Origin of the sequence: Acinetobacter sp. SwsAc6 (genome assembly GCF_013391565.1) — a bacterium.
Taxonomy (GTDB): Bacteria; Pseudomonadota; Gammaproteobacteria; order Pseudomonadales; family Moraxellaceae; genus Acinetobacter; species Acinetobacter cumulans.
In genome coordinates this window covers 31,590-56,736 of sequence record NZ_JACAXE010000005.1, presented here as the reverse complement: position 1 = coordinate 56,736, position 25,147 = coordinate 31,590, and the positions used below count along the sequence as shown (strand labels likewise).

The window sequence follows — 25,147 nt, the reverse complement described above, 5'->3', positions numbered from 1 at the left end:
GCCTCCGAAGAGGCTTTTTTAGTCAAACAGTCTGACGATTAGTCACCTGTATAACCTTTTAACTTCAAGCGGTAAGCATGAAGTAGTGGTTCTGTATAACCTGATGGTTGCTCTGCGCCTTTGAATACCAAGTCATAAGCAGCTTGGTAAGCAAAACCGTCAAAACCTGGTGCCATTGCAGTGTATGCAGGATCATTCGCATTCTGTTCGTCTACGATTTTCGCCATACGTTGCATAACTTCTTCAACTTGCGCTTTCGTTACGATACCGTGACGTAACCAGTTCGCTACGTGTTGAGAAGAAATACGTAAAGTTGCACGGTCTTCCATTAAACCAACGTTGTTGATGTCTGGAACTTTAGAACAACCTACACCGAGGTCTACCCAACGCACTACATAACCCAAGATACCTTGAAGATTGTTTTCAAGTTCTTTGATCTTGTCTTCTTCAGACCAGTTTGTATCTGTCGCTAAAGGCGGCGTTAACAAGTCATCTAAAGAAAGCGCTTCAGTTTTGAGAAGCTCTTGCTGACGGTTTGAAACATTGCATTGGTGGTAATGGATCGCGTGAATTACAGCGCCAGATGGTGACGGAACCCATGCACAGCTTGCGCCAGCTTCTGGATGCTCAATCTTAGTTTTGTACATATCAAGCAGCATATCTGGTTTTGGCCACATGCCTTTACCAATTTGCGCTTTACCGCGTAGACCTGCTTGAAGACCGATCATTACGTTACGGTTTTCGTAAGCTGGGAACCAAATTTGCGACTTCACTTCGCCTTTACGAACGAATGGGCCTGCTTCCATAAATGTATGGATTTCATCGCCAGTACGGTCCATGAAGCCTGTGTTAATGAAGATCGTACGATCTTTTGCTTGCGCGATACAGTTCTTCAAGTTTACAGATGTACGACGTTCTTCATCCATAATACCGATTTTTAAAGTCTTCGCTGGAAGGCCTAGCGCTTGCTCTGAACGTTCAAATAGTTCAACTGCAAATGCAACTTCTTCTGGACCATGCATTTTTGGCTTCACGATGTACATAGAACCTTTACGAGAGTTCTTGTTTTCGTTTTCGCCTTTAATATCTGCAAACGTCAATAACGGTGTAATTAACGCATCCATAATGCCTTCGTAGATTTCAGCGCCATCTACAAGGATCGCAGGGTTTGTCATTAAATGACCAACGTTACGAAGAAGCATTAATGAACGGCCATGAAGTTTAGTTTCACCGCCAATTAAGTTTTTATGCGTACGGTCTTTATTAAGTGTACGTGTAATCGTTTTACCGTTCTTCTCAATAGACTCTGAAAGTGTGCCTTTCATTAAGCCTAACCAGTTACGGTAGCCTTCAACTTTCTCTTCAGCATCTACTGCTGCGATAGAGTCTTCCAAGTCTTGAATCGTTGTTACAGCAGCTTCAAGAACAAGGTCTTTTACGCCAGCAGGGTCTGCTTGACCAATTGGGCTTGTCGCATCAACTTCAACGATCACATGTAGACCATTGTTAAGCAAAACGATTTCAGTTGGCGCCGCTTCGTCACCATTAAAACCAACGAATTGTGCTTCTTTTGCTAAAGTCGTTGTAGAACCATCTTTTAAGGTTACAACTAATTTTTTAGCTTCAACTGCGTATTTTGTTACATCTGCATGTGAGCCAGTTGCAAGTGGGAAAGTTTCATTTAAGAAATTCTTAGCAAATGCAATTACTTTTTCGCCACGTACAGGGTTATAGCCCTTGCCTTTTTCTGCGCCGCCATCTTCAGAGATCACGTCGAAGCCGTAAAGTGCGTCGTATAAAGAACCCCAGCGAGCGTTCGCTGCGTTCAAGCAGTAACGAGCATTACGTACAGGTACAACCAATTGCGCACCAGCCAATAATGCGATTTCTTCGTCTACATTTTCTGTGCTGATGTTGAAATCTTCTACTTCTGGTAATAAGTAGCCAATTTCAGTTAAGAAAGCTTTGTAAGCTCCAAGTTCAAATTTGTTGTTGCGGTGCCATTCATCAATTTTAGCTTGAAGGTCGTCACGCTTAGCCAGTAGTGCTTTGTTCTTTGGGCTAAGATCGACAACGACTTGTTCGAAGTTTTTCCAATATGTATCGCTGTCTAAACCAGAACCTGGAAGCGCTTCATTTTCGATGAAATCGTAAAGTTCTTTAGCAATCGCTAACTTGCCTTTTTGAATACGTGCAGTCATTGTCTTTCCTGATATTGCTACTTTTTATAACAAGAGATTCCAGTATACCCATTTATACTTAGCTGAATAGCACTATCACATTACTAAATAGTGATCATTTTTTAGCAAGTAAATACCCTCATTTTCTTGCTTAAACATCTGATCGGCAATGCAACATCATCAGCTTGAATGCTCTTTTACAGTGTATAAAGTTTTTGTTATGCCGAAATTAGACTTAAGTGCAGACTTTTGATTTAAAAATATACAAATAGCACTAATTTAGTCATATTCAATGCTGATTAAGCCATGAAAAAGCCGAAATGTCGATAAAACACACAGTCACTTTTGAATAAAAAAAGCGCCATAAATGGCGCTTCTTCATCTTTGTTCGATCCGTGGCTTTTACACAAATAATGAACATATTCCAGCTATTTTGCTGTAAAAATACACCCTATATCTATTTCAAGTTCACCATTTTAAGTACTGACTTTTCACTAAACTGCTCACTATAATTCCATACCTGCTGGTGCACTAATTTGGCGATGTGCTGCGTTTAGATAATCATCTGACTGCATTTCTAATAAACGCGAACGTGTACGCTCGATTTCAAATGCCAGTTTCTCACCTTGATAGATATCAATAATCGAGTCTTCAGAGGTTAATAATAATTTAACACCACGGTCGTAAAACTCGTCGACCAAGTAAATAAAACGACGTGTACCTTCCGATAAATAGTCCGTCATGTGTGGCACATTACTGACCAATACGGTGTTATAGACATTGGCGATTTCAATAAAGTCAGCTGGACTACGAGGTTTTAAGCACAGTTCTGAATATTCACACCAAAGCACATCTTCTGTATGACCAATAGTTTCCACAATTCGCTTATTAATAATAATCGGCTCTTGTGACTGAGTCTGACCTTGCGTCAAAGCACTAAAACGCTTTGCCATCCAAAGTTTATTTTCATGCGTAAGTGGGGTTTTAAACAATTGTGCTTGCTTTAATACGCGCAGGCGATAATCCACACCTGCATCCACATTTAAAATCACACAATTCTTTTTAACCAGTTCAATGGTTGGAATAAAACGGTCACGGTGAATACCATTTTTATATAAACCATCTGGCGCAATATTTGATGTTGCAACCAGTGTAATACCACGTGCAAAGAGTTTTTGGAACAAATCGCTTAAGATCATGGCATCTGTCACGTTTGAAACAAAAAACTCGTCAAAACAAATGACAACGGCCTCTTTATAAATTTGGTCTGCCACTAAGTCGAGCGGGTTACGTTGCCCTGAAAGCTTATTGAGTTCACGATGTACGTGCTGCATAAAGTGGTGAAAATGCATTCGTGTTTTACGGCGAAATGGAATCGACTCATAAAATTGGTCCATGAGCCATGTTTTACCACGTCCGACACCACCCCACATATATACACCTTGTGGTGCAGTTTGGCGACGGAAACGACGAAATGCCTTTTTAGATGCTTTAAAGCGTTGAATCAGTTCTTGCCATACGCGATCTAATTCATGCACAGCTTGCGCCTGTGCTTCATCCGGTAGGAATTGGCCTGATGCCAAAACTTCAGCATATCGCTCTGCCGGTGAAATTGGGGTAAATGCTGTACTGTGCTGTGCTTGAATGTCTGACATAACTCTAAATACTATTTTGGGCTATTTTAAATTATAGCGAAGATTAAACTTGAATATATAACACTTTGGGATATACATGCTTAGGCTATTTTAAATATTGCCTTGGGCTTTGACCAAACCACCGTTTAAATGCATGATTAAACGCCGCTGGTTCTGAGTATCCCAAAAGTTCCGCAATCATTTCTATTGAATATTCATTGTATTCAATTAAGCGTAAGGCTTTATCTTTAATAATATCTTCACGGATTTGTTTATAACTACTCCCGAGTTGTTGCAACTGATGTCTTAACGTTCGCTCTGGTAAATTTAGTGCTTGTGCTGTTTCAGCCATGCTTGGCATTACACCTGTTTGAAGCTCTAAATAATCCTGCACTCGTTGTATCAGTGAAGGTACTGTTTCATCCGCATTGAGTCGGTTGAGTTCAGCAATGCACTTGGCTTCATATAAATTAAAGGTCATTGCATCAGCAGAAGGAATTTTGACATCCAACACTGACTGCTCAAACCAAAAAGACGCAAATGGCGCACCAAAGCTAACCTGCTGACCATAATAATCATGATAAACCTGTAATTGCTGTGCCTCACTAGGCAAGTCAAAGGGTAATTCAATTTGAATTTGTGGCGAAGCCAGACCCATCATTTTGTACAAATCACGAATAAATTTGTAAGTTCCTGATATTTCAGATTGTGCCAACAACAAACCTAAAGGACTATTGATATTTTGTGGCCGATAACATAAAGCTGCTTGGTGCTCACGAAAATCTAAGCCCAATTGACCCGTTAAATGTGTTAATTGCTGAAAGCGCATGCCCTGCTCAAGTACAGTTCGAATATTCGGACTAGTCACCAATAGCATTAACAAGGGGCCATAACCTGCTAAAGCATAATGCTGACCAATGAACATTCCTTGCTCTGGCGGCACATCATGCCCAATCACCTTTAACACATCCCACTCAAGGCTTGGGTGAATCACCGAAGTTGCATCGAGTGCATCAATACGCAAGCCAATGGTTTGAAGTTTCTGATCCACATCTATGCCTGCCTTACGCATGCCTTGAATTAAGTACATAAGGCTGAGAACAGATCGCTTCATAGACACCCAATAATAAACAGAGAAAGATTTAATTCATGTTTGTTTTACTATAATTTTTAAGCTTTGCAAATTGCCGTTTTGATCAATTTTCCTGTCATGACAATCATTTCTTCTATTGGAACGAATGCGGTACTCTAATACCATAAGCAAAAAAAGAGCAAAACAATATGCAATCGAGCGATATCCAAAATACGCAAAATAACCGCACGAAAGTCGCTATCATTGGCGGAGGCTTTGGTGGTATAGCTATGGCTATTCGACTTTTACAAAACAATATCAACGACTTTGTAATTTTAGAAAAAGCCACAGATTTTGGTGGGACTTGGCGTGAAAACCAATATCCTGGTGCTGCTTGTGATGTGCAATCACACATGTACTCGCTTTCATTTGCTCCTAAAAAGGATTGGTCTAAGCGCTACGCCGAAGCCCCAGAGATTTTTGCCTACATTCAAAGTTTAATTCAAGAGTTTCAACTCAAGAAGTACACTGAACTAGACTGCGAGGTACTCGGTGCACAGTACAATGAAGAACGCTGTGAGTGGCAATTAACTTTAAACAAAGAACGCCAATTGACGGCGCAATATTTGATTTTTGCCTCAGGCCCTTTACATGTACCACAAATCCCACATATCTCAGGCATAGAAAAATTTAAGGGTAAAGTCTTCCATTCTTCTCAATGGGATCACCAATACGACTTACATGGAAAAAATGTTGCCTCTATTGGTACAGGTGGTAGCGCAATACAATATATTCCTGAAATTGCCCCACAAACCAAACAACTCTATGTATTCCAACGTACCGCTGCTTGGGTCATTCCACGTGACGAACGCGAATACAACCAACTTGATCAAACTCTATTTAACAAATACGAGTGGTTTAGAAAACTACATCGCGCACGCTTATATTGGAGTAATGAGTCCCGCGTGATGCCAATTGTTAAACCTAAAATAATGAAATATGGCCAAAAACTTGCTGAAGCTTTTATTCGTTATCAAGTTAAAGACAAAACAACTGCTAGGCAATTAACGCCGAATTTTGTGATGGGCTGTAAGCGTATTTTAATTTCTAATAAATATTTCCCTACATTTAATCGACAAAATGTAGAACTCATAACAACCGCTATTCAGGAAATTACCGAAGACAGCATTATTACCAAAGATGGCCAAAAACGCCCTATTGACTGTTTAATTTATGGAACAGGCTTTATTACCGACCCACGCGTTTATATGAAATCATTTCAGTGCATTGGCCAAAATGGCTTAGCTCTCAGTGAAGCTTGGAAAGATGGTGCTGAAAGTTACTTAGGTGTGTGCACCAAAGGCTTTCCAAATTTATTTCAGTTACTCGGCCCGAACACGGTACTGGGTCATAATTCGGTTATTTTTATGATTGAAGCTCAGGTCAATTATATTTTACAAATGATCAATTTAGTGTCTAAAACCCAAAACCAAGCCATTGTGATTAAAGATCATATTCAAGACAAATTTAATGATGATGTTCAAGAGCAACTTAAAGGTACCGTTTGGCAATCTGGCTGCGTGAGCTGGTATCAACAAGATGGCGGCAAAAATTTTGCGTTGTGGCCAACCTATACATGGAAGTATTGGCTTCAAACCAAAACTCTCAATCCTGCGGACTACCTATTATTACAACAACAAAATCAAGCAGCTTAAATCTTAAGCTGTCATACTAAGCAGGTGTCCCATCACCTGCTGTTTTTGTTATGCAATCTCTTTGGTTGATTTTCCAACTGCTGTTCTGCCTATTTCTTGGCTTTGTTCTGGCACGTCGCTTACCACAAAATATTGAAAAAATTGGCTTTAAAATTCTTCCCTATTTTACCTATATTTTACTCATTGCTATTGCGATAGAATTTTCACAAACCTTACATCAGATTAATAATCCACAGCTTATTATTAGCAGTGCCGTGAGTATTGCCTTTGCAACATCGCTTGGTGCATTTGTTTGTTGCTATATACTATTTAAACTAATTGGCTATCAACCTACCCAAGGTAAAGTATCTACTGAACTTTTATTAAGTTCATTACTCAATATTAGCTATGCTTTTTTTGCACTTGCACTAGGTTATGCAGTTGCAGAACTGTTTAATTATATAAATATTCCTCTGCACATAAGTACGTGGCATTTACTGCTCGTCTTTATGTTTTTAATTGGCTTAGATTTAGCCTATTCACCACTCGATCGCTCTTGGCTTAATTGGAAAATACTGCTTGTGCCATTAGCCTGCATTATTGGCTCAGTTATTGGTGCGGTGGCTATTTCATACTTCCTGACCGAGCTACATCTTAAAGACCTCATTATGCTTTCACAAGGTTATGGTTTTTATTCAATGTCTGGCATTGTGATTACTGAATTAAGAAATGCGCAACTTGGAAGCATTGCACTGATCAATGATTTATTTAGAGAAATATTTGCGATTCTCTTTATGTATTTGATTGGATGGCGCTATCCACGCTCTGCTATTTCATCTGCTGGGGCAACCGCCATGGATGTGACCTTACCCATGGTGAAACAAGCTTGCGGTAATGATTTTATTCCACATGCAATGGTCAGTGGTTTTGTACTTTCTGTTTTAGCACCCATTGCTGTTAGCGTACTGGCTGCGCTTTAATTGACTTAGCAATTTAAATGATAAGCCCTTATTTTCCAATAGGGCTTATCCAAACATTACAGTAAACGAGCTAATGAACAAATCAATTAGATGTTCAAATCAATACCACTAATCAAATCACCAACAATATCCACTGCTCCCTTTGCGATTTCAATAACATCAATACTTGAAGTCCAATCAGCAGAATCAGATTGCTTCTGTTCTTGCTCTAATTGCTCATTGTCCTGAACTTCAATATTTTGCAACCCGTCTAATGCGGGCTTATTTTTAGGGATTGTCATATCGCCAATTCACTATTTTAAGAATGAAAAGACCAATGTATAAAAAAAGCCCTTCTTATGAAAGGCCTTTTAGCATTCTAGATCAAATAACATAATTACCAAGTGAGGTAATTATCGAATGCAAAAATTATAGTGTTGCTAAAATATCTTTTAATGTTTGACGTGGATTTTCAGATTTTGTAATCGGGCGACCAATCACCAAATGCGTAGAACCATCTAGCATTGCTTGCTTTGGTGTCACAATACGCTTTTGATCATCTGCATTTGAGCCTTCAGGACGGATACCTGGGGTTACTAAAGCAAAATCTTTCCCTAGACTTTCACGTAGCATTTTCGCTTCTTGAGCCGAACATACAACACCATCTAAACCACTGTCTTTGGTCAATTTAGCCAAGCGTTTAACATGCTCAAATGGTTCAACATCCAACCCTAAATCGGCAAGGTCCTCACGCCCCATAGAGGTTAATACAGTCACAGCAATTAATTGTGTATTGTAATTACCCGCTTTTAAGCGCTCTACGCAGGTCTCCATCATCTTACGGCCACCAGATGCATGAACGTTTACCATCCATACACCCATATCTGCTGCCGCACAAACAGCCTGCGCAGTGGTATTTGGAATATCGTGAAATTTTAAATCTAGAAATACTTCAAAGCCTTTATCATGCAAAGCTTTAACAACACTTGGACCCTCGTGGGTAAATAACTCTTTACCAACTTTTACTCGACACAGCGCTGGATCTAATTGTTCAGCAATTGTTAATGCGTCATATTGGCTTTTAGCATCTAAGGCAACAATGATACTCAAGAGACTACCCTTTTTTTGATTAAGACAAAAGAAAGCACATTATAGAGGCAATCTAATTCTGCAACCAAGCTTAAAACTTAGATTATCCAACTTTATCTCGTGCTGGCTTGATATTTTTATCAAGCACTGCATTTATCAACATAAAAAAAGCGCCCTAATGGATACTTAGAGCGCTCTAAAAATTTTATTAAGTCTGTTTCTTTAATCCGATTGGCTAAACAACTGTTTTAACTCAACCAGCGAGATTATAACGGGCTTGACGGTCGATCATCTGGATGAATATCCATCACAGTTTTTTCATGCCGTGTCACTGATGCAGCTTCCGCCGCAGCCAATTGTGCCGTTTGAATCTGTTCTTTACGTAGGCGATCTATGTCTTTACGTAGGCGTTTAATTTCCCAACTGTTTTGGAATACCCGGAAGATTTGAACTCCAAGTAATAATCCAAGAACAATACCCAATGCTAAAGTCAACAATAAGAGTAGACCTAAACGCATTGCTGGAACTTGTGTAAACAGAAGATCTACACTTAGTTCTGTACTATTCTGTAGTACCAGGAATAAAGAATATCCGAACAGCAGAATTAATAAAATAGCCAAGACATAACGCATAAACACCCCCGGATAGAATTATTTGTTTGCGGATTCGTTTACCGCATCACGTAAAGCCTTACCAGGTTTGAAGTGCGGAACAGCTTTTGCTGCAACCTCAACCGATCTACCCGTTTTTGGGTTACGACCTACACGTGGTTCACGATGATGCAATGCAAAACTGCCAAAGCCACGAATTTCAATACGATTGTCAGTTGATAAAGCTTCAATCATCTGATCAATCATAATTTTAACGGCCTCTTCAACCAGCGGTTCTGCTAAGTGCGGGTTTTTAAGAGAAATACGCTCTATTAAGTCAGACTTATTAAGTGCTTCCGTAGTCATCTGCGACCTCTTTAATTATCAAGCTACTTGGGAATCTATAGGCTGATAATAACCTGTTTAAATACAAAACGGTAGCGCAATAATTGATTACTACGCTACCGTTTACAGTAATTGTATAAAAAGTATGAGTTAATTTACATCAACTATACAATTCAAGCACTTACTTAGTTGCCCATTTGAGCTTTGATCAAATCACCAATAGTCTTAGGACCATTGTCTTGACCGTTAGCAGCTGTTTTCAAGTTAGCAACTGCTTCTTTTTCTTCAGCTTCGTCTTTCGCTTTGATAGACAAGTTGATAGAACGAGATTTACGATCTACGTTGATGATTTTAGCTTCAACTTCTTGACCAACTTCAAGGAACTTAGTTGCATCTTCAACGCGGTCACGGTTGATTTCAGATGCTTTAAGAGTCGCTTCAACTTCGTCAGCTAACTTAACAGTTGCGCCACGAGCGTCAACAGCAGTTACAGTACCTTTAACAAGCGCACCGCGTTCGTTAGCAGCTAAGAAATCGTTGAATGGATCGCTGTTCATTTGTTTGATGCCAAGGCTGATACGGTTGCCTTCAGCGTCTACTGAAAGGATAACCGCTTCAACTGTGTCACCTTTCTTGTAACGACGGATAGCTTCTTCGCCTTGTTCGTTCCAAGAAATGTCAGACAAGTGAACTAGACCATCGATACCGCCTGGTAAACCGATGAAGATACCGAAGTCAGTGATTGACTTGATAGTACCAGATACTTTTTCGCCTTTGTCGTGGTTTTTAGCAAACTCTTCCCATGGGTTAGCACGAGTTTGTTTGATACCAAGAGAAATACGACGACGTTCTTCGTCAACTTCAAGAACCATAACGTCAACTTCGTCACCAATCTGAACAACTTTAGATGGGTGGATGTTTTTGTTAGTGTGGTCCATTTCAGAAACGTGTACTAGACCTTCAACGCCTTCAGCGATTTCTGCGAAACAGCCGTAGTCAGTAAGGTTAGTTACGCGTGCTTTAACGATTGAACCTTTAGGGTAACGGCTCATGATCGCTAACCATGGATCTTCGCCTAATTGTTTAAGGCCTAAAGATACGCGGTTACGTTCGCGGTCGAATTTAAGTACTTTAACAGTAACTTCTTGACCAACTTCAACAACTTCTGAAGGGTGCTTGATGCGTTTCCAAGCCATATCAGTGATGTGAAGAAGACCGTCGATACCGCCAAGGTCAACGAATGCGCCGTAGTCAGTAAGGTTCTTGATAGTACCAGTAACTGTTTGACCTTCTTCAAGCTGAGCAAGAAGAGCTTCACGGTCAGCTGAAGATTCAGCTTCCATAACAGCACGACGAGAAACAACAACGTTGTTACGTTTAGCGTCAAGTTTGATTACTTTGAATTCTAACTCTTTGCCTTCCAAGTGAGTAGTATCACGGATAGGACGAGTGTCAACTAAAGAACCAGGAAGGAACGCACGAACTGGACCGATGTCAACAGTGAAACCGCCTTTAACCTTACCAGAAATAACACCAGTAACGATTTCGCCGTCTTCAAAGATTTTTTCAAGTTTAGTCCAAGTTTCAGCGCGTTTAGCTTTTTCGCGTGAAAGAACTGTTTGACCCATACCGTTGTCAAGCGCTTCAACAACAACATCAACAGTGTCGCCAACTTGAACTTCAAGTTCGCGTTGTTCATTTAAGAACTCAGCACGGTCAACAACGCCTTCAGATTTAAGGCCAGTGTCAACTGTTACCCAGTCAGAGTCGATGCTTACTACAACGCCTTGGATGACAGCACCCTTTTCAACGTTGAGGTTTAATTCGCTTTCTTCAAAGAGGGCTGCAAAAGATTCGGTCATGATATTTCCGATAAGTCAGCGGTCTTGGATCAGACAAGGCCGGTTTAATTAAGCGTCTACATAGTCCATATTGAACTGATCAAGCTATGCTTCTGCTGAAAAATTCTTTAATTTGTTAATTGTTGATCGACATAATTTGTCATCAACTTGAATACATCATCAATGCTTAAATTAGAGCTATCGATAATATACGCATCCGAAGCAGGCTTGAGTGGCGCGACTGTGCGCTCCATATCTCGTTTATCGCGAGCTTCGATATTAACTAAAATGTCGTTTATTTTAGCATCCAGCCCCATCCCCTGCAACTGCTTTACACGACGCTGTGCACGAGATTCAGCCGATGCCGTCAAATATATCTTGGCTTGCGCCTCTGGAAAAATTGAAGTGGCCATATCACGACCATCAGCAACCAAACCAGGCGCTTGAGCAAATGCATGTTGACGTGCCAATAAAGCAGCTCTAAGTGCAGGAATTGCTGCAACTTTTGAAGCATACTCTCCCACGCGTTCAGTACGAATCTGTTGTGTTACATCAACTGATTCTAGTAATACCGTCATGCCAGTTTGAGTTGTAACAAACTGTATGTCTAAATTTGTTGCAATTTGGGTACAGGCTTCAAGTTCTGTATCTAACTTTTCAAGCAAGCCTTTATTAAACAATGACAGCCCCAGCAATCGATACAGCGCACCTGAATCCAATAAATGATATTGGTAATGCGACGCCAGTTTTGCCGCTAATGTGCCTTTACCCGAACCACTTGGCCCATCAATCGTAATAATATTTACTGTCATTGCCTTTTCCGCCATTCCCTATACAGTTTTTGCGAGTTTAGAAAAACCAAGTTTAATCGCTGATTTAAGCTGTGCAAGGATTAATTTACTGACAAAAGGTGCACGTGCTTGTAATTCAATCGTATAAGTCACTAAAGTTTTCTCACCATCAACGCGCTGAAATTGAATCACGCCCAAATGATGCTTCACCAATGGGTTTTTAATAATTTTATATTCAATACGTGAATTCGGCTCAAGCAGTGTAATTTGCTCTTGGAGTGGCTTAACTGGGCCAAACCCCATACGACGCACAGACCCAACTCCATCCGGACGCTCAGGATCTGCTGAATCTTTCACACGCACAACCTGCACTGGCGCAAAAGCCACGTTATAAGTTGCATGTTTAGACAATAGTTCAAATACCTGTTCTACTGGCGCATTAAATTCTTTTTGTATGGTAATAGAGTTCATAGTAGATCCTAAAAGTTATTGTGCTGTTTTATGAAATAGAAATAGCAAATATCATACGCTTTAGCCTTGATCATTTAAGGCCTTTTCTTGTAATTTTTGCTGTCTTTTCTGCTCACGACGCATTTTAAAAAACAGGCTGAGTTGCTCTGAACATTCGCTATGCAAAACACTCTGCTCAAATGCAAAGACATGATTGTAGTAACCCGTTTCAAAGAGTTTACGCGCACTAACCAATGAACCTGCTTTCGGCTCTGTCGCACCATACACCACACGTTGCACACGGGCATGAACTAAAGCACCCACACACATCGTACAAGGCTCAAGTGTGACGTATAGCGTCGCGTCATCTGGTAAACGGTAATTTTTAATCTGTTCACACGCTTGGCGAATTGCTTGTATTTCAGCATGTGCTGTCGGATCGTTTAAACCAATAGGTGCATTAAAGCCAAAACCAATCACTTGGTTTTGGCTCACAATAATCGCACCGACTGGAATCTCACCTTGTTTTGCAGCAGATGCAGCCTGATCAATCGCCAACTGCATCCAATATTCATCACTATAAAGTTCAAACTCAGTCATGCGAAATTAAATAACACCATAGTGTTTTAATAAAGCATTCCAGCTTTCATTTGATGTCACTGGAGGTTGATCTGCCAAAATCCCCTTTAATGACATATCTGCACCTTGCTTCCACTCAGGAGAAAGGTCTTTATCTACCAAGCGTGCACGCACACCCTCAACAAAGTCTGGGTGATTAATCTTCCAGTTTGAAATTTCAGTTTCAAGTTCAAACACTTCATTCCACGAATGAATTTGCTTACCCCATTGCCATAGCAACCAGCTCAATGCTGCTGTTGTTGGTGAACCTTTTTGCAAGTTTTCGCTGGCTTGACGCAACCAGTCACTTCGCGCATCACTCAAACCAACAATAGCTTCATAGTCATGCTCAAAATTCACACCACGACATACACTCTGAATCACATCAAGCGAGTTTTGAAGTGGACCTGGGCCGACTGGACGGTGCATGCTATTCAAAGTGTCATCAATTGCACGGAAATCGCCAGCTGGATAATGGCCCCAATCAATATTAATGACTTTATCAAGTACATTATCACGTTGTGCATCACAGATATGTGTTGCCCAACCAATACCATACGCACCTGCAGCAGTCATAATTGAACCAGTTAAACCTGTAAATAGGCCTATAGCACCACGGTCTGCTAAGAAGCGAGTTGCCCCCACATCTGGATATAAACCGATATTGATTTCAGGCATCGCCAAACGAGAATATGGTGTCACCAAGCGGAAAGGTGCCGCCATGAACAAGCCCAAGCCCCCACCCATGACATAACCTTCACCCCATACCAAAACGGGTTTAGCATAGTTATGCAATAACAAATCTAAAGCATATTCTTGTTCAAAAAACTTATTCGCAGTTGCTACTTCATCATTAATGACCAATTGACGTAGTTTGCGTACATCGCCACCTGCACAAAACGCTTTTGGTGTGGTTGAATCAAACCAAATCGCTTTCACACTACTATCACCATGGAAGTCTTCAAAAACTTCAAGCAAAGCAGTCACAATGGATTCATCTAATGCATGTAAAGATTTCGGACGGTTCAGGCGAACAATGCGCCAACCGTTTTTCGCTTCTTCTACAATTAAATCCGGATGGTAGTTTTTTGAAACGGGAGAATATGTCATGCGTCCAGCTGCCAATCAATAGGCTCAATGCCATGTTGTTTAAGATAATTATTAGATTTTGAGAACACTTTACAACCAAAAAAACCACCGCGGTTTGCAGCCAATGGTGATGGATGCGCGGCTTTTAACACCAAATGTTTATTTTGATCGATACGTTGTCCTTTTCGTTGTGCATACGCTCCCCAAAGAATAAAGACAACATGTTCACGCTGTTCATTCAATACATCAATTACATGATCTGTGAAATCCTCCCAGCCACGTTTTTGATGTGATGTTGGTTGACCAGCTTCTACAGTTAACACACTATTCAGCAATAACACACCTTGTTCTGCCCAACGTGTCAGGTCCCCGTGCTTAGGTACTGTAATTCCTAAGTCACTTTGCAACTCATGGTAAATATTGCGCAAAGACGGCGGTAAAGGTACGCCTTTTTGCACAGAAAAACTTAAACCATGTGCTTGATTTGGACCGTGATATGGATCTTGCCCTAAAATAACCACTTTGACATTTGCCAAAGGTGTCGTATTTAGCGCATTAAAGATCAATGCATTTGGCGGATAAACCACTTTATCTGCTTTAATTTCTTGCACAAGAAAGTCTTTTAGCTCATCCATTTTTGGGCTAAGCAAAAACTCACTCAGTCCATATTTCCAGCCCGCATCAAGCTGAACTTTGTTTAGTTTCGCTTGTTGCTCTTCTGTAAAAGACATACTTGCTACCCAATCCTTTTTACTTTATATCATTACTGTGCTGCATTAGAGTTTAACTTGTAACTCTACCTGAGGGTTTTGAAATTTCAGACCTTTTTTCAGTTGTTCGAACATCTGTGGATTTGACCATTCTGCTTGAATTTGCTCAGAAAATACAATTTGCTCTAAATCCAAAACACCCATTTGTTCATTTTGAATATCTTCTAAAAAGCTTTGTGCATAGCCAGTATCTGTTTCATGCACAATGACAGAGTAAACTTCAACATCACCTTCACCATTTTGTGTTTCTGTCGATGCTAAAACTTGTTGTGCCAAATAAAAGAAAATACGCGAAAACTGTTCAGCTGACGGTGATACTGGTAATGATACCCAACGCGCACTAAATGTTTCACATGCTTGAATATATTCTTGACTGTCTTGATTCCAATAGCAAATCGCATGATCAAAACTATCATACAAGTCTTTGATCACACCTTTGAGCAAACCAAAATCGTAGACCATTTGCCCATGATCAAGTTTCGATGCTTTCAAAAGCAACTCTACTTTATAACTATGCCCATGAATGGAACGTTTACAACGATCTGATGTGCAATTACGCACAATATGCGCATTTTCAAACTTAAATAACTTACGAATTATCATGTGCCGTAATGCAATTAAAAATCTCTAGATGACCTATAATTATAAAGCAAAAGTAAATGTTTGAGCATTAATTTTACTGTTCACTATGATTGACAAAATGCATCAGCCACACAAAGATTTTTTGACTAAAATGGCGCCATGCTCCGATAAGCCACATAGACATCTTTATCTTTTCTGATCATTTGCGAGCTAAACTGGCGTTTTCTCCCACCTAGTTCAACCTGAATTTTGGCTTTAAAACATTCAGACTGAACACCAAGCAAGGTATTCACTGCAGATTGTTTTTCTTCTGATACCTCTGAAAATGGTGCTAAAGCCCATAAATCCGAAACACTTTCAAAATGTTTTAAATTGGCTTGCTGTTGCTCGACAGCCTGCTTTACCGCATTCACATCAAGCTTTTCATCCAAACTTGCCAATAAAAATGCCGACGCAGTATTTATATTCACTTTACTATCGTGACTTGGAATGGCTGTTACATAAGGTGCAATTAATTGATCTTTGCCTGCCTCAAAACCCCGAATTTGTTTTAATTCTGCCACGTCATGAAATTTAGCATTGGGTGGCAATGACGCATTTGCCATGCCTTGATAATAACTCGCTTCTGCACCCATTGAACCTAGAGGTTGATCATCCGAATCTTGCCAGTCAATAACCGCTTCACTCAATTGAGCAGGGAGACCCACTTGCACCAAAATCCGTTCAAACCAAGCTTTGGCATTTTCATTGACCTGACCTTCGTTATTCACCAAGCTATTGAGATTAAACTTACCTGATTCATCTTCTAAAACACCAGCCACTGAACCATCTTCAACTGGAAAAGCAGGCATAGGTTTAGCCCAGTTTTCTTGTAAGTGATCGACTTGTCCTGCATTTTCAGCATCGTCTTTTAAAAGTTCGGCAAAAAATGCTTCTGCACTTTTTGCATACAATAAAGACTGATTTTGACGCATCAAATAAGACGTGCTTTCTGCTGTATTGGCCTGTTGCTTGGCAATTCCTGCTGCTAAAATTGTCGCCAAGGCCACCATCACCAAAATGGTCAACAAGGCAACACCTTTTTGAGTTCCAACCTTAATGTGCATTAAGATGACACTCCTTGGTTACCATCTGGCGTGCTAACAGTTTTTTTCTCTTCTAAAAAGTCCGTATTGAGTAAACTAAAAATCCACTCATAACTTACACCATTTACTGTTAAGTTCAACTTAAGCCCGCGCGGTAAGCGTTGCTTTTCCGCATCACTACTTAAGTTGCCCACTGAATCTGGCCAAGTGGTGAGCTCATTGGGGTTTAATACTGTAATTTGATATTGCTCTACGCCATTGAGCAAAACACTACTGTCTGGCTGATCACGCCCAGATTGATTAATATTTGGATATTTTAAACGGTATAATTTCTGCTCATCTTGACGATAAACATATTCTACCCGCTCATCCGCAGCCACACCTTGATTAAGTGGGTCGGTTACCCCTGTTTTACTAAACGCCAATTTGTTATTTTGCAAAGTTAACGCTGCCTGCACCTGTCCAGCAATATTTGCAGTCAATGGCACAGCTTGCATTGTATCTCTTAATATTTGTTTGTAACTTTCTTGTAATTGTCCCAATTTGCTTTCATGCATTGCATTTTGAGTTTTGACTTTTGCAATATAATCAAACACTTTCCAACCCAGCGCAGACAATACCGCAAAAATTGCGATTGCAACCAACAACTCCACCAAGGTAAAACCCCATGCTTTTTTTAGTTTCATGAGCTTTTAATCCGATGATTAAAGAAAAGTAAGTTGGTCACACCTGATTCTACTTGCTCAGTTTCTGCATTTACTAAGCTCACATGCACATCAACACGTTGTACATTTGGGCTAATGGTGGATTGAGCGCTTTTATCAATTTGCCACGTTTCACCCTGCTGCGTCACTTGTTTAGACGATGTACCACTCATCCACTCTTGATTGATTTCCATCATGGCAATTTCATTCAGCGCAGTGAATTGTGCTTTGGTTCTTAAAACAGCATTTGATGTGGCTTGCGTGTATTGTCGTGCAACATTAGTCAAAGCAATCGCAGCGACTGAAAATATTGCCAGCGCCACCATTACTTCCAACAAAGTAAACCCTTTAGCTTTCATCAACTATTTTACCTAAATGGTCTATTTCTATTTCTGAACCAATCGGTTGGTCATTTAAATAAAATTGCACTCTTACTGGTTTAGCCTCGCCATTACCCAACCAAATTAACTTAGGTGCGCTATGCTTTAATAATTCAGAATTATTTGCATTACGATAGGCATGATCTAAAGCTTGAATACTTAATGACACATGATCCGGCAAAATGCGCGGCTCAAACTCCGAATAGGTTTTCCATTGATTATTTTGATTGTAAGACCCACTCGTTTGCTGAGTAGGTAAATATTCGACAACATTATACTGAAAATTAGCCACATCTGTTGCAGATTGCGGGTTTAAAGCCAATATCCGCGATTGATCATTGGCAACTCTTAACATCTTCTGCATATCCATGAGAAAGACTTCTCTAGCTTGCATGGCTTTACGCTGATCTGTACCACCAATATTCATTAAAATAATGGAGGCTAAGATACCCATCACCACAATGACGACCATCACCTCAACTAAAGTAAAACCCTTGATGGATGATCGTCTTGGTGAGTTCATAGCATGCCTTTACGCAAATTGTGGAACAGCATGCGTCAGCTTAGGCAGTGCTAAAGCTTGATCAATGTAAGCAACCCTTAACGTATCTCTTGAACCTAGATAACGCTGATAGAAACTTGAGTTCAAAATTGCAGCAGCACCATGCGTAAGCGACCAAATTGAAGCCAAATAATCACGTACAACCATTTTACTTTCAATTAATGCTAAATAGCTTTCTGTCATTCGAATAATTAAGCGTAGACGTTGCTTACGAACTTGATAAAGCTCATTAAACAAATGCTGGATACCCACACCAGTTGTAGATAAACGCTCTTCAATTTGATGAAACAGCACAGTTCTTTCAGGATGATGTAAATGATGTAGCATAAAGAAAGCTAAATGCTCAGGGAATTGTTTATCTGCATCCTTGATCATTTCAAGCAACATGCGCTCATTACGAATAATGAGCAACATATATAATTCATCTTTACTTTGAAAGTGTTTATATAGAGTGCCTTTTGCTAAATCCAGCTCTGCCGCCAATGCATCTAGCGTCATCCCTGCTTCACCATTTTCAAGCAGCAATTGCTCTGCAACTTGAAAAATTAACGCTTCTCTTGCTCTGAATTGAGCTTGACGATCCATCTTCACCCTATTAACTCTCTTATACGCTATATCATTCAATTTTTTACTTTTGCTTGAGGAGATTCTCAAAATTTTGCATCGTTATACGCGCAATCTCTTCAACGGGTTTATCATATACTTCACTTAATGCTTTGGCTACATAAGGCACATACTTTGGTTCATTAGACTTTCCTCTATAGGGCATAGGCGCCAAATAAGGACTGTCTGTTTCAATCAACACGCGATTGAGTGGAACTTGCTTAGCGACATCACGCAGATCTTGCGCATTTTTAAATGAAACGATGCCTGAAAACGATACATAATAACCGCAATCCAATACTGCTTTTGCAGTTTCCCAGTCTTCTGTGAAGCAATGCAAAATACCATGTGTCGATTTTTCAGCACGAATGATATCCACAGTATCGTGTTTAGCTGCACGAGTATGCACAACCACAGGCTTGTTCACTGCTTGCGAAGCATGAATATGGCGAGCAAAACATTCTTTTTGCTCTGTAACGAAGTCCGTACTGTGATAATAGTCAAGACCAGTTTCACCCAAAGCCCAAACTTTTTCGGGTTGTGCAAGTTCAATTAAATACTCTGTCGTCGCACGCGCCATGGTTTGAGCATCTTCGCATGGATGCACACCTACGGTATAACCCACATCTGCATGTCGGGCTGCAATTTTAGCCAGCTCAATGTGATCGTCCAAATCAACTGATATACTCATAAATTTTGAAACACCCGCTTCGCGGGCTTGCGCCAATGCCAAATCCAAATCCCCACCATAAGGGCTTAAATCCAACATAATCAAATGGCAATGAGTATCTACAAACACAATGAAACCTATTCGCTAAAATTCAAATTCTACATAGTGTAACTTCTACGCCCTTCAGTTTTAAGCCCTGTAAGTAATCGTTCTGTTTCAGAACGGAAGTAAACGCCTTTTTCACCGCTCAATTGAATCCCAAAACCTTGAGGTTTCACCCCATTTTGTTTATGGGAAATCCAGATCACCTTACCTGTTAAGGGTACTTTTTGTGTTTGCTCAGGCAATGTCGCCAAAATAAAAACTTCCTCACCCATTTTAACTGGCTGATTTGACGGCACAAATAAACCACCACCAGAAACATAAGGCATATAACATGCAAAAAGTGTATCTACATCTGGGATATTCGCCTGAATAATTCCGCCCATACGTGGCTGCATCCTTTTCCCCTTTTTATATATTCATTAATTTGATGCACAGCTGATCGAGCACAAGATTGGTTTGTACATTTTGCTCAATAAACCGCTTAGATTGCTGAAAATCAGCATAAATACCAAACAACGCTTCTAAAGAATACTGCGCTGGTAAATCACTATAATTCAAATCAATATTTTTAATTGATTGATTTAGCTTGACACAAATTATATCGGACAACAAGTATTCAAACATTTGACTAAAATCACTAAAACTTAGTGCTTTGTTCCATTTGGTCGCAATTGCCATCGGCATATTTTTCTGTTTGATCAGTTTTTGCCAATCATCAACGAAGTCTTGTCTTAATGTTAGCCATTCTGCCTCAGCCAAATTCACAGCGCGCAATGGCATTTGATCAGACAAATTCATCAATAATTCATGACTAAATCTATCCGTAGCAATCTTTTCTTGTAAAAACTGCTCCGACTGCGATGGGCTTATTCGATCAAGCGCAAAGTGCTGTAAACGACTACGAATCGTTGCTGGCAATTTTAAGTAATGATCTGCCAACAGAATAATAACAATACGCTCACCAGGCTCTTCTAAGGTCTTGAGTAAAGCATTAGAAGAAGCAGTATTTAATGCTTCTGCTGGTTCAATAACAATGACACGCCAACCGTCCACCGTTTGTTGCACAAAAGGTAAAAGATCTCGAATTTTTTCAATTTTAATCTTGGCGTTTTGCTTTTTATTGTCTTCATCTGTACTAATGTGCACATAATTTGGATGTGTATCAGACTTTAGCCACTGACAACTACCACACTCACCACATGCATAGCGATGGCTATCACGATTTTGACAAAGCACCCAAGCAACAAATGACTGTGCAAATGTTTCTTTTCCACAGCCATTTTTGCCATAAAACAGTAAACCGTGCCCAATTTGTGGAAAACGACTGGTTAAGGTGTGCCAGACATTTTCCTGCCAAGGGTATACAGGTGCTTTTACATCATTTTGCATGGATAATTATCCTTATTCAAAATGTGCTACATCCATTTGGTTTAAGCGATCCAAATCTTCTTGAGTATCGACACCCGGTGGCAAATTCGCTTCTGCTACAGCTATCGCAATACGATGTCCATTTTCAAGAACACGTAATTGTTCTAAGCTTTCCAGCTTTTCTAACACGCCCATATCCCAGCTCACGTACTCTTGTAAAAGTTTAACGCGATATGCATATAGTCCTAGATGACGATAAGCTTGATCATGTAATTTTTGCTCTGCAAGCTTCGCACCATCTCGATCATAAGGAATGGTTGCACGGCTAAAATATAATGCTTGGTGATGTTTTGACATAACCACCTTCACAATACTATCACGCTTAAATTCATCTAAATGATGAATAGGCTCACACAGTGTAGACATTGAGCAGGCAGGCTGTTGCTCTAATAATTGAGCGACTTGTTTAACCAATAGCGCTGGAAGCAATGGTTCATCGCCTTGCACATTGACAATAATATCGTTTTCATCCCAACCTTTTAAACGCGCAACTTCGCTCAAACGATCTGTACCTGAAGGATGATCTGCCGAGGTCAACACAACATCAATACCTTCTGCACGACATACTGCTGCAATACGCTCATCATCTGTTGCTACACATAAGTCATCAAAGCCTTCTACTTTTTTAGCCTGATCTACAACGCGTAAAATCATAGGACGACCATGAATTTCCAACAACGGCTTACCTGGTAAACGAGAACTCGAAAAACGCGCTGGGATGACGATATGTTTCATAAAATACTGCCTTCAGGAAGAGTAATGCCCAATTGACTCAATTGCTGATGCAAGGTGCGATAGCAATCTGCTGAAAGTACAGCATCTACAGGAACAACCCAAATCTCACGTTGTATATTTGGGTGTTGTTTGAGTAAGGGTAAAATTTTAACTGCATCTTTTTCAGTGGTGATAATTGGATAATTATCTTCAAACTGTAAATCTGCAAGTTCGTATTCATAATGATCTGGAAATTCATGGCATTGGAACTGGTGAATGCCCATATTTTCCAAAGTTGTATAAAAACGTTGTGGAAAACCAATGCCAACCACAGCATAAAATGCTTGATGTGGATTAAACACTTGCTCAGTCGTGCTATTAAGCAGATAAGGCTCTGACGCCTCTAAGTGCATATTGAGTGGACTAATGGCATGAGATGCATGCTCAATCACCGTACCCGTATTTAAGCGACTTTTAGGTTCGCGCAAATAGCCTTCAGGTAAAATTTTTTCATTTCCCAAACCACGGTTATTATCCAGCACAATCCATTCTAACTGTCGATTGAGTGCCAAATGTTGCAAACCATCATCGCAAATAATTAAATCTAGAGGATGCTTGCTCAGCAATAGCTCAATGCTTTTTTGACGATTGGCACCCACGGCCATCGGCACACCCGTAGACTGAACAATCAAAGCAGGTTCATCACCCACTTGCTCGGCTTCTGCATTCAGATCGACATAGGCTGGAAATGGGCCTTTACCGCCATAACCACGACTAATGACACCTACACTTAGGCCTAAGCTTTGTAAGTAATTAACCAAGTGAATTAGCAATGGCGTCTTACCGCTTCCACCCACGGTAATATTACCAATCACCATAACAGGCACTGGCGCGGTATAACTTTTTTTAAGACCCGTGGCATACATTTTCTTATTCAGTAAAAATCCGCCACGATAAAGCCACGACAACGGTCGGAACACAATTAGCCACTTTGCTTGTTTATGCCAAGCATCTTGTATTAACTGTGCGACCGACATGCTTAGTGCTCCTCAAAATTACGCTGATGTAATTGGAAATATGCACCTTGTTTTGCAAGCAACTCTGCATGCGTGCCTTGCTCTACAATCAGGCCTTTATCCATCACCACAATACGATCCGCATTTTCAATCGTCGACAATCGGTGAGCAATCACAATTGTAGTACGATCTTTCATTGCAGTATCAAAGGCTTGCTGAATAAAGTACTCCGATTCATTATCTAAAGCACTGGTTGCTTCATCCAAAATCAATATTGGCGCATTTTTTAATATTGCACGAGCAATAGCAATACGTTGACGCTGACCACCAGACAAGTTTAAGCCTTGCGCGCCTAATGGCGTATCATAACCTTGTGGTAAGTTCATGATAAAGTCGTGTGCATACGCCGCTTTAGCAGCTGCAATCACTTCCTCATCACTAGCAAATCCCAACTGACCATAAGCAATATTTTCACGTACCGTACGATTGAAAAGCACCACTTGCTGATTCACCATTGAAATTTGTGACCGCAATGCATTCAGCTCAATATCATGAATATCCATTTGATCGAGCTTTAACTGACCCGAACTAATCTCTTGATATCGCAGAAGTAAGTTAACCAATGAGGTCTTACCTGCACCAGACCGCCCAACTAAAGCGACCGTTTCACCCGCATTCACTTTTAAGTTAAAGTCATGAATTGCATGATAACCATCTGAGTAGGTCAAGTTCACATTATTAAATTCAATTTCACCTGTTAAGGCTGGTGTTAATGTACCTTTATTTTCTTCTTCTGGTAGATCCAATAATTCAAATACTGAATATGCAGCAGCCATACCACGTTGAATTTTTTCGTTAATATCCGTTAAAGAACGAATTGGCTTCGCCAACATGCCCGCTGCAGTAATGTAGGCAACAAACTCACCCGCAGACGTTTCACGCAAAATCTCAGGTCTTAGGGCAATAAACATAATAATGGCCAAAGAAATAGACATGATCAACTGTACGACTGGACTATTCAGCTGTTGTACCACTACCATTTTCAAGCCACGGCGTAAGTTTTCCATTGAGCTTTCATGAAAACGTTGTTGTTCATAACTTTGCCCAGCAAAACCTTTGACCACCATATTGCCGTTTACAGTTTCTTGCACCACATGGTTTACATCACCCATCGTATCTTGTACTTGATTCGATAGTTTACGCATCCGTTTCGATGCCTTACGAATCAACAAGCCAATCAAAGGGCCAAATACCAAAATAATTAAGGTCAAACGCCAATTGGTATAAATTAAATAGCCCATTAAGGCCAGTGTAATTAAACCTTGTTGTAATAACGTTTTTAATGATTCGGTCGATGCAGCGGTTAATTGCTCGACGTTATACATAATTTTGGCAGTAATATGGCCACTCGAATTATCTAAATAATACTGCGATGGCAATCGCATAAGCTTAGCAAATACTTCTTGGCGGATATTAAAGATTAAATTACGGGAAATCACTGCCGTGAAATACCCACCCATAAATAAACCCAAACCGCGGAAGAACATCAGCACCACAACTAGCAGTGGAAACAGTGTTGTAAAGCTTTGGTCTTTATTCTGAATCGCATTAATGATTTTCTCTAGCAATTTTGCCACAGAAACTTCTGTTGCAGCATTGATCGCAAAACCAAGTACAACCAATAATGCTACGCCCCAAAATTGCTTTAAATAGCTTAACAGGCGCAGATAGACCTTAACATCTTGCTTCACTAATAACCTCGAGTTGGTACTTTGGTACTAATATTAACGTTCACGAAACCTAACTGACCAGCGACATCCATGACACGAATGACATCTTGGTGTACAGCTTTGGCATCCGCAGCAATAATAAACATTAAATCACGGCGATCATGAGAAATCTGTTTAATTGCCGTATTTAAATCTACAGTATCCTTCCCCTCTAAGGACTGCCCATTCACAGCATAGTGTCCAGTAGCGTCTACCGTCACTTCAATTTTTTGATCATAGTGCTTAGGTGGCACACCCTGCGCATCTGGCAGGGTTAAATTCATTCGACTCATTTGGTTAAATGACGTCGACAACAGCAAAAACACCAAGATAAACAATAAACAGTCAATCATTGGTGTTAGGTTGATATGAATATCTTCAACTTGACGGCGTCTGAACTTCATTTT

The 25,147-nt window shown here is 40.2% G+C and carries 28 protein-coding genes; 2 read left to right on the top strand and 26 right to left on the bottom strand.

Features of this window, described 5'->3' with window-relative positions; translation table 11 throughout:
• Positions 1-38: 38 nt before the first annotated feature.
• From HYG93_RS04970 to HYG93_RS04960, 3 genes are all read right to left on the bottom strand, one after another.
• Positions 39-2,201, bottom strand: a complete 2,163-nt coding sequence (locus HYG93_RS04970; RefSeq protein ID WP_106985785.1) for a malate synthase G — start codon at positions 2,199-2,201, stop codon at positions 39-41.
• Positions 2,202-2,686: 485 nt separating this feature from the next.
• Entirely contained in the window at positions 2,687-3,835 is a 1,149-nt protein-coding gene (gene zapE / locus HYG93_RS04965) for a cell division protein ZapE (RefSeq protein WP_106985786.1), read from the bottom strand.
• Positions 3,836-3,920: 85 nt separating this feature from the next.
• A complete protein-coding gene (locus HYG93_RS04960; protein ID WP_106985787.1) occupies positions 3,921-4,928 on the bottom strand; it encodes an AraC family transcriptional regulator in 1,008 nt (335 codons plus the stop codon).
• Positions 4,929-5,095: 167 nt separating this feature from the next.
• Here HYG93_RS04960 and HYG93_RS04955 point away from each other — a divergent pair, with 167 nt between their 5' ends.
• Together HYG93_RS04955 and HYG93_RS04950 are read left to right on the top strand one after the other, a co-directional pair.
• Positions 5,096-6,601, top strand: a complete 1,506-nt coding sequence (locus tag HYG93_RS04955; RefSeq protein WP_106985788.1) for an NAD(P)/FAD-dependent oxidoreductase — start codon at positions 5,096-5,098, stop codon at positions 6,599-6,601.
• Between the two features lie 50 nt (positions 6,602-6,651).
• A complete protein-coding gene (locus HYG93_RS04950) occupies positions 6,652-7,560 on the top strand; it encodes a lysine exporter LysO family protein (protein WP_106985789.1) in 909 nt (302 codons plus the stop codon).
• A gap of 86 nt (positions 7,561-7,646) precedes the next feature.
• Here the strand turns inward: HYG93_RS04950 and HYG93_RS04945 are convergent, their stop codons facing one another.
• From HYG93_RS04945 to HYG93_RS04835, 23 genes are all read right to left on the bottom strand, one after another.
• Positions 7,647-7,841: a hypothetical protein gene (locus tag HYG93_RS04945; protein ID WP_106985790.1), complete on the bottom strand. Its 195-nt coding sequence runs from the start codon at positions 7,839-7,841 to the stop codon at positions 7,647-7,649.
• Positions 7,842-7,968: 127 nt separating this feature from the next.
• The gene (pyrF, locus tag HYG93_RS04940; protein WP_106985791.1) at positions 7,969-8,649 is read right to left on the bottom strand and encodes an orotidine-5'-phosphate decarboxylase; all 681 of its coding nucleotides are present in this window, start codon (positions 8,647-8,649) and stop codon (positions 7,969-7,971) included.
• Positions 8,650-8,894: 245 nt separating this feature from the next.
• On the bottom strand, positions 8,895-9,260 hold the full coding sequence (locus tag HYG93_RS04935) for a lipopolysaccharide assembly protein LapA domain-containing protein (RefSeq protein WP_106985792.1): 366 nt from the start codon (positions 9,258-9,260) through the stop codon (positions 8,895-8,897).
• Between the two features lie 18 nt (positions 9,261-9,278).
• The gene (locus HYG93_RS04930; RefSeq protein ID WP_106985793.1) at positions 9,279-9,584 is read right to left on the bottom strand and encodes an integration host factor subunit beta; all 306 of its coding nucleotides are present in this window, start codon (positions 9,582-9,584) and stop codon (positions 9,279-9,281) included.
• Positions 9,585-9,748: 164 nt separating this feature from the next.
• Entirely contained in the window at positions 9,749-11,425 is a 1,677-nt protein-coding gene (gene rpsA, locus HYG93_RS04925) for a 30S ribosomal protein S1 (protein WP_106985794.1), read from the bottom strand.
• A gap of 107 nt (positions 11,426-11,532) precedes the next feature.
• Positions 11,533-12,216 (bottom strand): (d)CMP kinase, encoded by a 684-nt coding sequence (cmk, locus tag HYG93_RS04920; RefSeq protein WP_117007573.1) that lies wholly within the window; start codon positions 12,214-12,216, stop codon positions 11,533-11,535.
• A gap of 18 nt (positions 12,217-12,234) precedes the next feature.
• Positions 12,235-12,666, bottom strand: coding sequence for an SRPBCC family protein (locus HYG93_RS04915; RefSeq protein WP_106985795.1), 432 nt, complete (start codon positions 12,664-12,666; stop codon positions 12,235-12,237).
• 60 nt (positions 12,667-12,726) lie between these two features.
• Positions 12,727-13,245, bottom strand: coding sequence for a tRNA adenosine(34) deaminase TadA (tadA, locus tag HYG93_RS04910; RefSeq protein ID WP_106985796.1), 519 nt, complete (start codon positions 13,243-13,245; stop codon positions 12,727-12,729).
• Positions 13,246-13,251: 6 nt separating this feature from the next.
• Positions 13,252-14,373: an enoyl-CoA hydratase/isomerase family protein gene (locus HYG93_RS04905; protein ID WP_106985797.1), complete on the bottom strand. Its 1,122-nt coding sequence runs from the start codon at positions 14,371-14,373 to the stop codon at positions 13,252-13,254.
• Positions 14,370-15,083, bottom strand: a complete 714-nt coding sequence (gene ung, locus HYG93_RS04900) for a uracil-DNA glycosylase (protein WP_106985798.1) — start codon at positions 15,081-15,083, stop codon at positions 14,370-14,372. Before ung ends, HYG93_RS04905 begins: the two co-directional genes overlap by 4 nt.
• 45 nt (positions 15,084-15,128) lie before the next feature.
• The gene (locus HYG93_RS04895; protein WP_106985799.1) at positions 15,129-15,725 is read right to left on the bottom strand and encodes a 6-carboxytetrahydropterin synthase; all 597 of its coding nucleotides are present in this window, start codon (positions 15,723-15,725) and stop codon (positions 15,129-15,131) included.
• Positions 15,726-15,850: 125 nt separating this feature from the next.
• A complete protein-coding gene (gspK, locus tag HYG93_RS04890) occupies positions 15,851-16,810 on the bottom strand; it encodes a type II secretion system minor pseudopilin GspK (RefSeq protein WP_120366130.1) in 960 nt (319 codons plus the stop codon).
• On the bottom strand, positions 16,810-17,475 hold the full coding sequence (locus HYG93_RS04885; RefSeq protein ID WP_106985801.1) for a type II secretion system protein GspJ: 666 nt from the start codon (positions 17,473-17,475) through the stop codon (positions 16,810-16,812). Before HYG93_RS04885 ends, gspK begins: the two co-directional genes overlap by 1 nt.
• Positions 17,472-17,852 (bottom strand): type II secretion system minor pseudopilin GspI, encoded by a 381-nt coding sequence (gspI, locus tag HYG93_RS04880; protein ID WP_178961927.1) that lies wholly within the window; start codon positions 17,850-17,852, stop codon positions 17,472-17,474. The genes HYG93_RS04885 and gspI overlap by 4 nt, the downstream gene beginning before the upstream one ends.
• A complete protein-coding gene (locus tag HYG93_RS04875; RefSeq protein WP_106985803.1) occupies positions 17,842-18,396 on the bottom strand; it encodes a prepilin-type N-terminal cleavage/methylation domain-containing protein in 555 nt (184 codons plus the stop codon). Before HYG93_RS04875 ends, gspI begins: the two co-directional genes overlap by 11 nt.
• A gap of 9 nt (positions 18,397-18,405) precedes the next feature.
• Positions 18,406-19,020 carry a TetR/AcrR family transcriptional regulator gene (locus HYG93_RS04870; RefSeq protein ID WP_178961926.1) on the bottom strand — a complete coding sequence of 205 codons (615 nt, stop codon included), beginning with the start codon at positions 19,018-19,020 and terminating at the stop codon, positions 18,406-18,408.
• Positions 19,021-19,063: 43 nt separating this feature from the next.
• A complete protein-coding gene (locus HYG93_RS04865) occupies positions 19,064-19,837 on the bottom strand; it encodes a TatD family hydrolase (RefSeq protein WP_106985805.1) in 774 nt (257 codons plus the stop codon).
• A gap of 29 nt (positions 19,838-19,866) precedes the next feature.
• On the bottom strand, positions 19,867-20,208 hold the full coding sequence (locus HYG93_RS04860) for a PilZ domain-containing protein (protein WP_106985806.1): 342 nt from the start codon (positions 20,206-20,208) through the stop codon (positions 19,867-19,869).
• Between the two features lie 13 nt (positions 20,209-20,221).
• Positions 20,222-21,202 (bottom strand): DNA polymerase III subunit delta', encoded by a 981-nt coding sequence (locus tag HYG93_RS04855; RefSeq protein WP_106985807.1) that lies wholly within the window; start codon positions 21,200-21,202, stop codon positions 20,222-20,224.
• A 12-nt stretch (positions 21,203-21,214) separates the two neighbouring features.
• The gene (gene kdsB, locus HYG93_RS04850; RefSeq protein WP_106985808.1) at positions 21,215-21,976 is read right to left on the bottom strand and encodes a 3-deoxy-manno-octulosonate cytidylyltransferase; all 762 of its coding nucleotides are present in this window, start codon (positions 21,974-21,976) and stop codon (positions 21,215-21,217) included.
• Entirely contained in the window at positions 21,973-22,992 is a 1,020-nt protein-coding gene (gene lpxK, locus HYG93_RS04845) for a tetraacyldisaccharide 4'-kinase (protein WP_106985809.1), read from the bottom strand. Before lpxK ends, kdsB begins: the two co-directional genes overlap by 4 nt.
• A 2-nt stretch (positions 22,993-22,994) precedes the next feature.
• Complete coding sequence (msbA, locus tag HYG93_RS04840) at positions 22,995-24,722, bottom strand: lipid A export permease/ATP-binding protein MsbA (protein WP_106985810.1); 1,728 nt, start codon at positions 24,720-24,722, stop codon at positions 22,995-22,997.
• On the bottom strand, positions 24,722-25,144 hold the full coding sequence (locus HYG93_RS04835) for a biopolymer transporter ExbD (protein WP_178961924.1): 423 nt from the start codon (positions 25,142-25,144) through the stop codon (positions 24,722-24,724). Before HYG93_RS04835 ends, msbA begins: the two co-directional genes overlap by 1 nt.
• Positions 25,145-25,147 lie beyond the last annotated feature (3 nt).

What these genes read in the sequence shown, in the direction of transcription:
- HYG93_RS04950 (WP_106985789.1), top strand. Translation starts at nt 6,652, where the DNA reads ATGCAATCTCTTTGGTTGATTTTCCAACTGCTGTTCTGCCTATTTCTT.
- HYG93_RS04870 (WP_178961926.1), bottom strand. Translation starts at nt 19,020, where the DNA reads ATGGATCGTCAAGCTCAATTCAGAGCAAGAGAAGCGTTAATTTTTCAA.
- rpsA (WP_106985794.1), bottom strand. Translation starts at nt 11,425, where the DNA reads ATGACCGAATCTTTTGCAGCCCTCTTTGAAGAAAGCGAATTAAACCTC.
- HYG93_RS04915 (WP_106985795.1), bottom strand. Translation starts at nt 12,666, where the DNA reads ATGAACTCTATTACCATACAAAAAGAATTTAATGCGCCAGTAGAACAG.
- HYG93_RS04855 (WP_106985807.1), bottom strand. Translation starts at nt 21,202, where the DNA reads ATGCAAAATGATGTAAAAGCACCTGTATACCCTTGGCAGGAAAATGTC.
- HYG93_RS04835 (WP_178961924.1), bottom strand. Translation starts at nt 25,144, where the DNA reads ATGAAGTTCAGACGCCGTCAAGTTGAAGATATTCATATCAACCTAACA.
- HYG93_RS04885 (WP_106985801.1), bottom strand. Translation starts at nt 17,475, where the DNA reads ATGAAACTAAAAAAAGCATGGGGTTTTACCTTGGTGGAGTTGTTGGTT.
- HYG93_RS04860 (WP_106985806.1), bottom strand. Translation starts at nt 20,208, where the DNA reads ATGCAGCCACGTATGGGCGGAATTATTCAGGCGAATATCCCAGATGTA.
- HYG93_RS04895 (WP_106985799.1), bottom strand. Translation starts at nt 15,725, where the DNA reads ATGATAATTCGTAAGTTATTTAAGTTTGAAAATGCGCATATTGTGCGT.
- HYG93_RS04930 (WP_106985793.1), bottom strand. Translation starts at nt 9,584, where the DNA reads ATGACTACGGAAGCACTTAATAAGTCTGACTTAATAGAGCGTATTTCT.
- HYG93_RS04970 (WP_106985785.1), bottom strand. Translation starts at nt 2,201, where the DNA reads ATGACTGCACGTATTCAAAAAGGCAAGTTAGCGATTGCTAAAGAACTT.
- gspI (WP_178961927.1), bottom strand. Translation starts at nt 17,852, where the DNA reads ATGAAAGCTAAAGGGTTTACTTTGTTGGAAGTAATGGTGGCGCTGGCA.
- kdsB (WP_106985808.1), bottom strand. Translation starts at nt 21,976, where the DNA reads ATGAAACATATCGTCATCCCAGCGCGTTTTTCGAGTTCTCGTTTACCA.
- HYG93_RS04935 (WP_106985792.1), bottom strand. Translation starts at nt 9,260, where the DNA reads ATGCGTTATGTCTTGGCTATTTTATTAATTCTGCTGTTCGGATATTCT.
- tadA (WP_106985796.1), bottom strand. Translation starts at nt 13,245, where the DNA reads ATGACTGAGTTTGAACTTTATAGTGATGAATATTGGATGCAGTTGGCG.
- HYG93_RS04960 (WP_106985787.1), bottom strand. Translation starts at nt 4,928, where the DNA reads ATGAAGCGATCTGTTCTCAGCCTTATGTACTTAATTCAAGGCATGCGT.
- zapE (WP_106985786.1), bottom strand. Translation starts at nt 3,835, where the DNA reads ATGTCAGACATTCAAGCACAGCACAGTACAGCATTTACCCCAATTTCA.
- ung (WP_106985798.1), bottom strand. Translation starts at nt 15,083, where the DNA reads ATGTCTTTTACAGAAGAGCAACAAGCGAAACTAAACAAAGTTCAGCTT.
- gspK (WP_120366130.1), bottom strand. Translation starts at nt 16,810, where the DNA reads ATGCACATTAAGGTTGGAACTCAAAAAGGTGTTGCCTTGTTGACCATT.
- lpxK (WP_106985809.1), bottom strand. Translation starts at nt 22,992, where the DNA reads ATGTCGGTCGCACAGTTAATACAAGATGCTTGGCATAAACAAGCAAAG.
- HYG93_RS04905 (WP_106985797.1), bottom strand. Translation starts at nt 14,373, where the DNA reads ATGACATATTCTCCCGTTTCAAAAAACTACCATCCGGATTTAATTGTA.
- cmk (WP_117007573.1), bottom strand. Translation starts at nt 12,216, where the DNA reads ATGACAGTAAATATTATTACGATTGATGGGCCAAGTGGTTCGGGTAAA.
- HYG93_RS04955 (WP_106985788.1), top strand. Translation starts at nt 5,096, where the DNA reads ATGCAATCGAGCGATATCCAAAATACGCAAAATAACCGCACGAAAGTC.
- HYG93_RS04945 (WP_106985790.1), bottom strand. Translation starts at nt 7,841, where the DNA reads ATGACAATCCCTAAAAATAAGCCCGCATTAGACGGGTTGCAAAATATT.
- HYG93_RS04875 (WP_106985803.1), bottom strand. Translation starts at nt 18,396, where the DNA reads ATGAACTCACCAAGACGATCATCCATCAAGGGTTTTACTTTAGTTGAG.